The organism is Achromobacter sp. Marseille-Q4962 (assembly GCF_943737005.1).
In the GTDB taxonomy this organism is placed as follows: domain Bacteria; phylum Pseudomonadota; class Gammaproteobacteria; order Burkholderiales; family Burkholderiaceae_B; genus Achromobacter.
The window spans coordinates 1-10,494 of the sequence record NZ_CALSFU010000052.1 but is presented as its reverse complement, the minus strand read 5'-3'; the positions used below and the strand labels follow the sequence as shown (position 1 = coordinate 10,494).

Sequence of the window (10,494 nt, the reverse complement as noted above, 5' to 3'; positions counted from 1 at the left end):
ACCCGAAGAGATTTCCTCATGACGCCCGCCGAAGCTTCCGCCAGCCAGCCGCTGGTGCAGCCCCGCCTGGATGCCGGCTCCGGCTTTCCGACGCTGCTGCGCAAGGAGCTGCTGCGCTTCTGGAAAGTCAGCTTCCAGACCATCGCGGCCCCGGTCATCACGGCGCTGCTCTACCTGCTGGTGTTCCGGCACGTGCTGGAAGGGCGGGTCACGGTGTACGGAACGGTGCCGTACACCGCGTTCCTGATTCCGGGGCTCATGATGATGAGCATGCTGCAGAACGCCTTCGCCAATCCGTCCTCATCGCTCATCCAGAGCCGCATCACCGGCAACCTGGTGTTCGTGCTGCTGCCGCCGCTGTCGCATCGCGACATTTTCGCGGCCTACGTGCTGGCGGCCGTGGCGCGCGGCCTGGCCGTGGGCGTATGCGTGTGGCTGGTGGCGCTGTTCTTCGTGTCGCTGGCGCCGCAGCATCCGCTGTGGGTGCTGGCGTTCGCGGTGCTGGCCTGCGGCATCATGGGCACGCTGGGCCTGATCGCCGGGCTGTGGTCCGAGAAATTCGACCAGCTCGCGGCCTTTCAGAACTTCCTGATCATGCCGGCCACGTTTCTGTCGGGCGTGTTCTATTCCATCCATACCCTGCCGCCGTTCTGGCAGGGCGTGTCGCACTGGAATCCCATTTTCTACACCATCGACGGCTTCCGCTACGGGTTCTTCTCGGTGTCGGACGTCTCCCCATGGCGCAGCCTGGCGGTGGTGAGCGGGGTCTTCCTCGCGCTGTCGCTCTATGCGCTGCGGCTCCTGGCCCGCGGCTACAAACTCAGGAACTGACGTTCATGCTTCCCACTCCCGAGCAAGTCCGCCAATACATCGCGGACGGCCTGCCCTGTGTACACCTCGACGTCCAGGGCGACGGCTCGCACTTCGACGCCGTCATCGTCAGCACGGCTTTCGAGGGCAAGCGGCTCATCGCCCGCCACCAGATGGTCTACGCGGCGCTGGGCGACCGCATGAAGGCCGAAATCCACGCGCTCTCCATGCGCACGCTCACCCCGGCCGAATACGAACAGGCAGGCAAATAATGGACAAACTCCGCATCACCGGCGGCCCCCGCCTGCAAGGCGAAGTCGCCATCTCGGGCGCCAAGAACGCCGCCCTGCCCATTCTCTGCGCCGGCCTGCTGACCGCCGAGCCGGTCACGCTCTCCAACGTGCCGCACCTGAACGACACCGCCACCATGCTGCGCCTGCTGGAGCGCATGGGCGTGCGCGCCGAGCGCGCGGCGGACGGCGTGGTCACCGTGCAGGCTGACGGCGTCGACAACCTGGAGGCCCCCTACGAACTGGTCAAGACCATGCGCGCCTCCATCCTGGTGCTGGGCCCGCTGGTGGCGCGCTTCGGCGAGGCCCGCGTAAGCCTGCCGGGCGGCTGCACGATCGGCCAGCGCCCGGTGGACCAGCACATCAAGGGGCTGGCCGCGCTGGGCGCCGAAATCAGCATCGAGCACGGCTTCGTGGTGGCCCGCGCCAGCCGCCTGAAGGGCGCCGTCATCCGTACCGACATGGTCACCGTCACGGGCACCGAAAACCTGCTGATGGCGGCCGTGCTGGCCGAAGGCCGCACCGTGCTCGAGAACGCGGCGCGCGAGCCCGAAGTGGTGGACCTGGCCGAGCTGCTCATCAAGATGGGCGCCCGCATCCAGGGCCACGGCACCGACCGCATCGTGATCGAAGGCGTGGAGCGCCTGCACGGCGCCTCGCACCGCGTGGTGTCCGACCGCATCGAAGCCGGCACCTTCCTGTGCGCGGTGGGCGCCGCGGGCGGCGACATCCTGCTGCGCCACACCGACCCCGCCATCATGGGCGCCACGCTGTCCAAGCTGGCCGAGGCTGGCGTGACCCTCGAAACCGGCCCCGACTGGGTGCGCGGGCGCATGGACGCGCGCCCCAGGGCCGTGGACTTCCGCACCCACGAATACCCCGGCTTCGCCACCGACATGCAGGCCCAGCTCATGGCGCTGAACACCGTGGCCGACGGCGCCTCGGTGGTGGTGGAAACCATCTTCGAAAACCGCTTCATGCACGTGCAGGAGCTGCGCCGCATGGGCGCCGACATCGACATCGACGGCCACACCGCCGTGGTGCGCGGCGTGCCGCGCCTGTCGGGCGCCAAGGTCATGGCCACCGACCTGCGCGCCTCGGCCAGCCTGGTCATCGCCGGCCTGGCCGCCGAAGGCGAAACCCTGGTCGACCGCATTTACCACCTGGACCGCGGCTACGACCGCATGGAAGTGAAACTGCGCGCCCTGGGCGCCGACATACAACGCGTTAGCGGCAAGGAAACGGCATGAGCGACGCTCCCGTCACGCCCCTCACCCTGGCCCTGTCCAAGGGACGGATCTTCGAAGAAACCATGCCCCTGCTGGCCGAGGCCGGCATCGAAGTGCCCGAGAACCCCGAAAGCTCGCGCAAGCTCATCCTGCCCACCAGCGACCCGGCCCTGCGCCTGATCATCGTGCGCGCCTCCGACGTGCCCACCTACGTGCAGTACGGCGCGGCCGACCTGGGCATCGCCGGCAAGGACGTGCTGATCGAGCACGCGGCGCAGCAGCCCGGCGGGCTGTACCAGCCCATCGACCTGAACATCGCCAAGTGCCGCCTGGCCGTGGCCGCCCGGCAGGGCTTCGACTACGAGGCCGCCGTGCACCAGGGCGCGCGCCTGCGCGTGGCCACCAAGTACGTGCAGTCGGCCCGTGAACACTTCGCGGCCAAGGGTGTGTACGTGGACATCATCAAACTGTATGGTTCGATGGAACTGGCCCCGCTGGTCGGCCTGGCCGACTGCATCGTCGACCTGGTTTCCACCGGCGGAACGCTGCGCGCCAACAACCTGGTCGAAGTCGAGAGCATCATGCCGATTTCCTCCCGGCTCATCGTCAACCAGGCGGCGCTCAAGACCCGCGGCGCCCGTCTGCAACCCCTGCTGGACGCCTTCGAGCGGGCCGCCGCCCGCAACGCCTGACCCCCGTCCCCGCCGCCCGCGGCGCGGGCCCTCTGCTAGTACCATGACGCCATGGCTTTCATAAACCGTCTCGACTCCCGCGATCCCGGATTCGCTTCCGCCCTGTCCAAGCTGCTGGCCTTCGAGGCCGCCGAGGACGAATCCATCGACCGCGCCGCCGCCGGCATTCTGGCCGACGTGCGCGCCCGCGGCGACGCCGCGCTAATGGAATACACCCGCCGTTTCGACCGCGTGGACGTTGCCGGCGCCCCGGCCCTCGAAATTCCCCGCGCCGACTGGGAGGCCGCCCTGGCGGCCCTGCCCGCCGCCCAGCGCAACGCCCTGGAGGCGGCCGCCGAACGCGTGCGCAGCTACCACGAACGCCAGCGCGCCGAAACCTGGACCTACACCGACGCCGAAGGCACGCTGCTGGGCCAGCAGGTCACGCCGCTGGACCGCGTGGGCCTGTACGTGCCGGGCGGCAAGGCCGCCTACCCCTCGTCGGTGCTCATGAACGCCATTCCCGCCAAAGTGGCCGGCGTGCGCGAACTGATCATGGTCACCCCCACGCCCGACGGCGCGCGCAACCCCATCGTGCTGGCCGCCGCCGCCATCAGCGGGGTCGACCGCGTTTTCGCCATCGGCGGCGCGCAGGCGGTGGGCGCCCTGGCCTACGGCACCGAAACCATCCCGCAGGTGGACAAGATCGTCGGCCCGGGCAACGCCTACGTGGCGGCCGCCAAGCGCCGCGTCTTCGGCGTGGTGGGCATCGACATGATCGCCGGCCCCAGCGAAATTCTCGTCATCTGCGACGGCAAGACGCCAGCCGACTGGATCGCCATGGACCTGTTCTCGCAGGCCGAGCACGACGAGCTGGCCCAGTCCATCCTGCTCTGTCCCGACGCCGCCTTCATCGAGGAAGTCCAGGCCGCCATGGAGCGCCTGCTGCCCGCCATGCCGCGCGCCGACATCCTGCGCACGAGCCTGGCCAACCGCGGCGCGCTGATCCGGGTGCGCAGCCTCGAAGAAGCCTGCGAGATCGCCAACCAGATCGCCCCCGAGCACCTGGAGATCTCCACCGAGCAACCCGAAACCTGGACCGCGCGCATCCGCCACGCGGGCGCCATCTTCATGGGCCGCTTCAGCTCGGAATCGCTGGGCGACTACTGCGCCGGCCCCAACCACGTGCTGCCCACCTCGCGCACGGCCCGCTTCTCCTCGCCGCTGGGCGTGTACGACTTCCAGAAGCGTTCCAGCCTGATCCAGGTGTCGCACGCGGGCGCCCAGACGCTGGGCCGCATCGCCGCCGAGCTTGCCCTGGGCGAGGGCCTGCAGGCCCACGCCGCCAGCGCGCAATACCGGCTGGACCAGGAATGAGCGGCGCCCGGCCGCCCGCGGGCCTCCCGGGCGGCGACGGCCTCGCCGACGCCGTGGCCGGCCGCATCGCCGGCACCGTGCGGGCCGACATCCGCGCGCTGGCCGCCTACCCCGTGGCCGACTCCGCCGGCTGCATCAAGCTGGACGCCATGGAATGTCCCTACGCGCTGCCCGAGGCCGTGCGCGAGGACATTGCCCGCGCCGCGCGCGACGCCGCCCTGAACCGCTATCCGCCGGCGGGCGAGCCCGCCCTGCGCGCAGCGGTGCGCGCCGCCTTCGGCGTGCCCGACGGGGCCGGCCTGCTTTTCGGCAACGGCTCCGACGAGCTCATCCACCTCATCGTCCAGGCGTGCTGCCAGCCGGGCGACGCGGTGCTGTCGCCCTGGCCCTCTTTCGTGTACTTCGACATGGCGGCGCGCTTCGACCACGCCCGCTTCGTGGGCGTGCCGCTCGCCGAAGACCTGTCCCTGGACCTGCCCGCCATGCTGGCGGCCATCCGCGAGCACCGGCCCAAGGTGGTGTTCCTGGCCGTGCCCAACAACCCCACGGGCGGGCTGTGGGCCGACGAGGACATCGCCGCGATCGTGCGCGAGGCGCCCGGCCTGGTGGTGCTGGACGAGGCCTACCAGCCTTTTGCCGGCCGCACCTGGATGGGCAGGGTGCTCGACGCCCCCAATACGGTGGTGATGCGCACGGTGTCCAAGATCGGCCTGGCCGGGCTGCGCTTCGGCTATCTGGCCGGCCATCCGGCCTGGATCGCCGAGCTGGACAAGGTGCGCCCGCCCTACAACGTGGACGTGCTCGCCCAGGCGGCCCTGCTGGCCGTGCTGCGCCACAAGCCGGCGCTGGACGAACAGGCCGCGCGCATGCGCGCCGACCGCGAGCCCCTGGCCGCGGCCCTGGCGGCCCTGCCCGGCGTCAGGGTGTTCCCGTCCGCCGGCAATTTCGTTCTCGCCCGCTTTTCCGGCAAGATGGACGGCAACGCCGTGCATCTTGCCTTGAAAGCGCGCAAAATACTGGTTCGCAACTTCTCCCGGGCCCACCCCCTGCTGGCCGGATGCCTGCGCATCTCGGTGGGCGCCCCGGCGGAAAACGCCGCCCTGCTATCGGCCCTGCAAGACATCCTCAGCGCCTAATCGAGTCCCGACATGCGTACCGCAGAGATCACCCGCAACACCAACGAAACCCGCATCCGCGTCGCCGTCAATCTCGACGGCACCGGCAAGCAGACCATCGACACCGGCGTGCCCTTCCTGGACCACATGCTGGACCAGATCGCCCGCCACGGCCTGATCGACCTCGACATCAAGGCCGAGGGCGACCTGCACATCGACGCGCACCACACAGTGGAAGACACCGGCATCACGCTGGGCATGGCCATCGCCAAGGCGGCGGGCAACAAGGCCGGCCTGCGGCGCTACGGCCACGCCTACGTGCCGCTGGACGAGGCGCTCTCGCGCGTGGTGGTCGATTTTTCCGGCCGCCCCGGGCTGCACTACAACATCCCGTTCACGCGCGCGCGCATTGGCGATTTCGACGTGGACCTCGCCCGCGAGTTCTTCCAGGGGCTGGTCAACCACGCCCTCATCACCCTGCACATCGACAACCTGCGCGGCGAAAACGCCCACCACCAGTGCGAGACGGTGTTCAAGGCCTGTGGCCGCGCGCTGCGCATGGCCCTGGAGGTCGACCCCCGCATGGGCGACACCGTGCCCTCCACCAAGGGCGTGCTGTAGCCGCCTTTCCGCTTGCGACCAGGTATTCCGAAGTGACCACTATTGCCATCGTCGATTACGGAATGGGCAATTTCCATTCCGTCGCACGCGCGCTCAAGTACGCCGCCCCCGATGCAGACATCCGCATCTGCAGCCAGCCCCGGGAAATCGAAGCCGCCGACCGCGTGGTGTTCCCGGGCCAGGGCGCCATGGCGGACTGCATGCGCACGCTCAATGAATCCGGCCTGCGCGAGGCCGTGGTGCGCGCCGCGCGCAGCAAGCCCCTGCTGGGCGTGTGCGTGGGCGAGCAGATGCTGTTCGATTCCAGCGAAGAGGGCAACACGCCCTGCCTGGGCATCTTTCCCGGCGTCGTGCGCCGCTTCCGCGGCCCGCGCTTCGCCGATCCCATCCTCGACACCGACGCCTGCGCGGCCGACGCGGGCCAGGCCGGCGCCGCGCCCGTGCGCGAAGAGCGCCTGAAGGTGCCGCACATGGGATGGAACAAAGTCCGGCAAACGCGCTCTCATCCCATCTGGGAAGGCATTCCGGACGAAACCCATTTCTACTTCGTCCATAGTTACTACGCCGACCCGGCCGATCCGGGCCTGACCGTTGGTGAAAGCGATTATGGCGTCGCCTTTACCTGCGCAGTGGCGGCAGCTAACATTTTTGCGGTGCAGTTCCACCCCGAAAAGAGCGCCGAGCACGGTTTGCGCCTGTATCGCAATTTTGTAGACTGGCAGCCGTAGCCCCTCGCGGCCGCGCGCGCCAGCCCATTCAACCCACCAATTTTTCGCTACCATGCTGCTGATCCCCGCCATCGATCTCAAAGACGGGCGCTGTGTGCGCCTGCGCCAGGGCGACCTGGACGATGCAACGGTGTTCTCCGAAGACCCGGCCGAAATGGCCGCCCGCTGGCTCGACCAGGGCGCCCGCCGCCTGCACCTCGTCGATCTCAATGGCGCCGTCGCCGGCAAGCCCAAGAACGAAGCGCCCATCAAGGCCATCCTCGACGCCGTGGGCGACGAAATCCCCGTGCAGATCGGCGGCGGCATCCGCGACCTGGACACCATCGAACGCTACCTCGACGCGGGCATCTCCTACGTGATCATCGGCACCGCCGCGGTCAAGAACCCCGGCTTCCTGCAGGACGCCTGCGGCGCCTTCCCGGGACAGATCATCGTGGGCCTGGACGCGCGCGACGGCAAGATCGCCACCGACGGCTGGAGCAAGCTCACCCGCCACGACGTGCTGGACCTGGCCAAGAAGTTCGAAGACTACGGCTGCGAAGCCATCATCTACACCGACATCGGCCGCGACGGCATGCTCTCGGGCGTCAACGTCGAAGCCACGGTGCGCCTGGCCCAGCACGTGCGCATCCCCGTGTTCGCCTCCGGCGGCATCGCCGGCATCGCCGACATCGAGGCGCTGTGCGCCGTCGAAGACGAGGGTGTCGAAGGCGCCATCCTGGGCCGCAGCATCTACGAAGGCACGCTCAACTTCCAAGAGGCGCAGGCACGCGCCGACGAACTGGCAAAATGACCCTCTCCAGCAGTGCCCCCGGGGCCGGCGCGCCCGCAGCCAGCGCGCTGACCCGCCGCATCATCCCCTGCCTCGACGTCACCGCCGGACGCGTCGTCAAGGGCGTGAACTTCGTCAACCTCACCGATGCGGGCGACCCCGTCGAAATCGCCCGCCGCTATAACGAGCAGGGCGCCGACGAGCTCACCTTTCTCGACATCACCGCCACCAGCGACGGCCGCGACCTCATCCTGCCCATCATCGAGCAGGTCGCCTCGCAGGTGTTCATCCCGCTCACCGTGGGCGGCGGCGTGCGCCAGGTCTCCGACATCCAGCGCCTGCTCAATGCGGGGGCGGACAAAGTCAGCATCAACAGCGCGGCCGTGGCCAATCCGGAACTGGTGCGGGCCGCGGCCGATTACCACGGCTCGCAGTGCATCGTCGTGGCCATCGACGCGCGCCGCGTGTCGGCCGAAGGCGAGCCCGCGCGCTGGGAAGTCTTCACCCACGGCGGCCGCAAGGCGACGGGCCTGGACGCCGTGGCCTGGGCGCGCCGCATGGCCGCCTACGGCGCCGGCGAGATCCTGCTCACCAGCATGGACCGCGACGGCACCAAGTCCGGCTTCGACCTGGCGCTCACCCGCGCCGTGTCCGACGCCGTGCCGGTGCCCGTCATCGCCTCCGGCGGCGTGGGCAGCCTGCAGCACCTGGCCGACGGCGTGACCACCGGCCGCGCCAGCGCGGTGCTGGCGGCCAGCATCTTCCACTTCGGCCAGCACACGGTGGCCGAGTGCAAGCGCTTCATGGCGGCGCGGGGCATTCCTGTGCGGATGTGAAGGCCCACCCCGGAAGCGCCTGCGGCGCTTCCCTCCCCGAGGGGCGCCTCAGGCGGGATTCAGGTTCGTTGGCGGGGATTGCCGTAAGATTATGAAACTTGCTTTCCTTTGCGTCGCCGTGCGGCCCGGAAAGATTTTGGACTACTGACATGAGCAACGCACCCGCCTGGATGGCCGAGGTCGCTTTCGACGACGACGGCCTGATTCCCGCCATTGCCCAGGACGCCGAGAGCGGCCAGATCCTGATGGTGGCCTGGATGAACCGCGAGTCGCTGGCCGAGACGGCCGCCACCGGCCGCGCCGTGTACTGGTCGCGCTCGCGCCGGCGCCTGTGGCGCAAGGGCGAGGAGTCCGGCCACGTGCAGACCGTGAGCGAACTGCGCCTGGACTGCGACGGCGACGTGATCCTGCTGAAAGTGCGCCAGGAGGGCGGCATCGCCTGCCACACCGGGCGCGTGAGCTGCTTCTACCGCCGGCTGGACGGCCAGGGCGCCGACGCCGCCTGGACGGTCGTGGACCCGGTGCTCAAAGACCCCGAACTCATCTACAAATGACGCCTTCCGAATCCCACGCCAGCGACATCCTCGCCCGTGTCGCCGACACCCTGGAAACCCGGCGCCCCGAAAACGGCGGCGACCCGCAGTCCTCGTACGTGGCCAGACTGCTGTCCAAGGGGCCCGATGCCTTCCTGAAGAAGATCGGCGAAGAGGCCACCGAGCTGGTCATGGCCGCCAAGGACGGCAAGCCCGACCGCATCGTGAGCGAAACCGCCGACCTGTGGTTCCATTGCCTGGTGGCCCTCACGCATTTCAAGCTGCGCCCCGAAGACGTGCTGGCCGAGCTGGCCCGCCGCGAAGGCCTGTCCGGCCTGGCGGAAAAGGCCGGCCGCCCGCAAAACTGACCCCGGAATCCGCAAGAAAATGAGCGAGAACTGTATCTTCTGCAAGATCGCCGCCGGCGACATCCCCTCCAGGAAAGTCTACGAGGACGAAGACTTCGTCGCATTCCATGACATCAATCCGGCCGCGCCGGTGCACTTGCTGGTGATCCCTCGACGTCATGTCACATCCATGCAGGATATTACGGGGGAGGACGCCCCCTGGTTGGGTAGAATGATGACATTGGCGCCCCGGCTGGCCGCGGAAAACGGCTGCACGCCGGGCCCCGATGGCGGATTTCGCATCATGATCAACTCTGGCGCCGAAGGCGGCCAGGAAGTCCCGCACCTGCATTTCCACATCATCGGCGGCCCGCGTCCCTGGAAAGGGCGCGTGGCTCCCACTGCGTAATTCGGAGAACCGTCATGGGTAGCTTTAGCATCTGGCATTGGTTGGTCGTTCTGGTCATCGTGGCGCTGATTTTCGGCACCAAGAAACTGCGCAATATCGGCTCCGACCTGGGCGGCGCCGTCAAGGGCTTCAAGGAAGGCATGCGCGAAGCCAACGACGACAAGCCCGCCGAGCCCATCGCCCAGCAACGCGTGTCGGGCGAGACCATCGACGTGCAAGCCAAGGAAAAATCCAATTCCTGAGGCGCGCGGGGCGTGCCGCCCCGCGCCATCCGCAGGCCCGCCGCCTTGAGGCGGGCCTTCACCGCCTTCCCTTCATAGCGGTCGCCGCATGTTTGATGTCAGCCTCACTGAACTGATGGTGATCGGCGTCGTCGCCCTGATCGTCATCGGCCCCGAACGCCTGCCCCGGGTGGCCCGCACCGTCGGCCACCTGCTCGGACGCGCGCAGCGTTACGTCAACGACGTGAAATCCGATATCCAGCGCGAGATCGAACTCGACGAATTGCGCAAGTTCAAGAGCGAAATGGAAGACGCCGCGCAGGGCGTGCAGCAGTCGCTGCACCAGACCCGCGCCTCGCTGGAAGAGCCGGTGCAGCAGTTCCGCGCCGAACTGGACGAAGTCGCCCGCGAAGCCGGCGGCAAGCCGCCCGCCGTCGGGGCCGGCGATGCGGCCCCGGCCGATGCCGCGCACACGATCGCGCCCCCGCCCGCCGCGGACGACAGCGCCGACCCCAACCTGAAGCTGGACCTGGAG

15 protein-coding genes are annotated in these 10,494 nt (G+C 68.8%); all 15 read left to right on the top strand.

The genetic code is table 11. The features are described 5' to 3' along the window. Positions 1-18: 18 nt before the first annotated feature. Positions 19-831, top strand: a complete 813-nt coding sequence (locus tag NGJ44_RS22680; protein WP_053245845.1) for an ABC transporter permease — start codon at positions 19-21, stop codon at positions 829-831. A gap of 5 nt (positions 832-836) precedes the next feature. Continuing rightward, the gene (locus NGJ44_RS22675) at positions 837-1,082 is read left to right on the top strand and encodes a BolA family protein (protein WP_053245844.1); all 246 of its coding nucleotides are present in this window, start codon (positions 837-839) and stop codon (positions 1,080-1,082) included. After that, positions 1,082-2,350: a UDP-N-acetylglucosamine 1-carboxyvinyltransferase gene (murA, locus tag NGJ44_RS22670; protein WP_053245843.1), complete on the top strand. Its 1,269-nt coding sequence runs from the start codon at positions 1,082-1,084 to the stop codon at positions 2,348-2,350. The genes NGJ44_RS22675 and murA overlap by 1 nt, the downstream gene beginning before the upstream one ends. Continuing rightward, a complete protein-coding gene (hisG, locus tag NGJ44_RS22665) occupies positions 2,347-3,021 on the top strand; it encodes an ATP phosphoribosyltransferase (RefSeq protein ID WP_053245842.1) in 675 nt (224 codons plus the stop codon). Before murA ends, hisG begins: the two co-directional genes overlap by 4 nt. 51 nt (positions 3,022-3,072) lie before the next feature. Next, on the top strand, positions 3,073-4,377 hold the full coding sequence (hisD, locus tag NGJ44_RS22660) for a histidinol dehydrogenase (protein ID WP_251865973.1): 1,305 nt from the start codon (positions 3,073-3,075) through the stop codon (positions 4,375-4,377). Beyond that, the gene (gene hisC / locus NGJ44_RS22655) at positions 4,374-5,513 is read left to right on the top strand and encodes a histidinol-phosphate transaminase (protein ID WP_251865970.1); all 1,140 of its coding nucleotides are present in this window, start codon (positions 4,374-4,376) and stop codon (positions 5,511-5,513) included. Before hisD ends, hisC begins: the two co-directional genes overlap by 4 nt. 12 nt (positions 5,514-5,525) lie before the next feature. Then, positions 5,526-6,113 carry an imidazoleglycerol-phosphate dehydratase HisB gene (gene hisB, locus NGJ44_RS22650; protein WP_053246080.1) on the top strand — a complete coding sequence of 196 codons (588 nt, stop codon included), beginning with the start codon at positions 5,526-5,528 and terminating at the stop codon, positions 6,111-6,113. A gap of 32 nt (positions 6,114-6,145) precedes the next feature. Then, the gene (hisH, locus tag NGJ44_RS22645; protein WP_053246081.1) at positions 6,146-6,841 is read left to right on the top strand and encodes an imidazole glycerol phosphate synthase subunit HisH; all 696 of its coding nucleotides are present in this window, start codon (positions 6,146-6,148) and stop codon (positions 6,839-6,841) included. 52 nt (positions 6,842-6,893) lie between these two features. Further along, positions 6,894-7,634 (top strand): 1-(5-phosphoribosyl)-5-[(5-phosphoribosylamino)methylideneamino]imidazole-4-carboxamide isomerase, encoded by a 741-nt coding sequence (gene hisA, locus NGJ44_RS22640; protein WP_053246082.1) that lies wholly within the window; start codon positions 6,894-6,896, stop codon positions 7,632-7,634. Next, on the top strand, positions 7,631-8,449 hold the full coding sequence (gene hisF / locus NGJ44_RS22635; RefSeq protein WP_053246083.1) for an imidazole glycerol phosphate synthase subunit HisF: 819 nt from the start codon (positions 7,631-7,633) through the stop codon (positions 8,447-8,449). Before hisA ends, hisF begins: the two co-directional genes overlap by 4 nt. A 149-nt stretch (positions 8,450-8,598) precedes the next feature. Further along, positions 8,599-9,003: a phosphoribosyl-AMP cyclohydrolase gene (hisI, locus tag NGJ44_RS22630; protein WP_053246084.1), complete on the top strand. Its 405-nt coding sequence runs from the start codon at positions 8,599-8,601 to the stop codon at positions 9,001-9,003. Continuing rightward, positions 9,000-9,350 carry a phosphoribosyl-ATP diphosphatase gene (locus tag NGJ44_RS22625; protein WP_053246085.1) on the top strand — a complete coding sequence of 117 codons (351 nt, stop codon included), beginning with the start codon at positions 9,000-9,002 and terminating at the stop codon, positions 9,348-9,350. Before hisI ends, NGJ44_RS22625 begins: the two co-directional genes overlap by 4 nt. A 19-nt stretch (positions 9,351-9,369) precedes the next feature. After that, positions 9,370-9,738, top strand: a complete 369-nt coding sequence (locus tag NGJ44_RS22620) for a histidine triad nucleotide-binding protein (RefSeq protein ID WP_053246086.1) — start codon at positions 9,370-9,372, stop codon at positions 9,736-9,738. A gap of 14 nt (positions 9,739-9,752) precedes the next feature. Further along, the gene (tatA, locus tag NGJ44_RS22615) at positions 9,753-9,980 is read left to right on the top strand and encodes a Sec-independent protein translocase subunit TatA (RefSeq protein ID WP_053246087.1); all 228 of its coding nucleotides are present in this window, start codon (positions 9,753-9,755) and stop codon (positions 9,978-9,980) included. Positions 9,981-10,068: 88 nt separating this feature from the next. Next, a partial coding sequence (tatB, locus tag NGJ44_RS22610; RefSeq protein ID WP_251865968.1) for a Sec-independent protein translocase protein TatB occupies positions 10,069-10,494 on the top strand: 426 nt, incomplete at its 3' end.

Coding starts and splice junctions, on each gene's coding strand:
- NGJ44_RS22680 (WP_053245845.1), top strand. CDS start 19: ATGACGCCCGCCGAAGCTTCCGCCAGCCAGCCGCTGGTGCAGCCCCGC.
- NGJ44_RS22675 (WP_053245844.1), top strand. CDS start 837: ATGCTTCCCACTCCCGAGCAAGTCCGCCAATACATCGCGGACGGCCTG.
- murA (WP_053245843.1), top strand. CDS start 1,082: ATGGACAAACTCCGCATCACCGGCGGCCCCCGCCTGCAAGGCGAAGTC.
- hisG (WP_053245842.1), top strand. CDS start 2,347: ATGAGCGACGCTCCCGTCACGCCCCTCACCCTGGCCCTGTCCAAGGGA.
- hisD (WP_251865973.1), top strand. CDS start 3,073: ATGGCTTTCATAAACCGTCTCGACTCCCGCGATCCCGGATTCGCTTCC.
- hisC (WP_251865970.1), top strand. CDS start 4,374: ATGAGCGGCGCCCGGCCGCCCGCGGGCCTCCCGGGCGGCGACGGCCTC.
- hisB (WP_053246080.1), top strand. CDS start 5,526: ATGCGTACCGCAGAGATCACCCGCAACACCAACGAAACCCGCATCCGC.
- hisA (WP_053246082.1), top strand. CDS start 6,894: ATGCTGCTGATCCCCGCCATCGATCTCAAAGACGGGCGCTGTGTGCGC.
- hisF (WP_053246083.1), top strand. CDS start 7,631: ATGACCCTCTCCAGCAGTGCCCCCGGGGCCGGCGCGCCCGCAGCCAGC.
- hisI (WP_053246084.1), top strand. CDS start 8,599: ATGAGCAACGCACCCGCCTGGATGGCCGAGGTCGCTTTCGACGACGAC.
- NGJ44_RS22625 (WP_053246085.1), top strand. CDS start 9,000: ATGACGCCTTCCGAATCCCACGCCAGCGACATCCTCGCCCGTGTCGCC.
- NGJ44_RS22620 (WP_053246086.1), top strand. CDS start 9,370: ATGAGCGAGAACTGTATCTTCTGCAAGATCGCCGCCGGCGACATCCCC.
- tatA (WP_053246087.1), top strand. CDS start 9,753: ATGGGTAGCTTTAGCATCTGGCATTGGTTGGTCGTTCTGGTCATCGTG.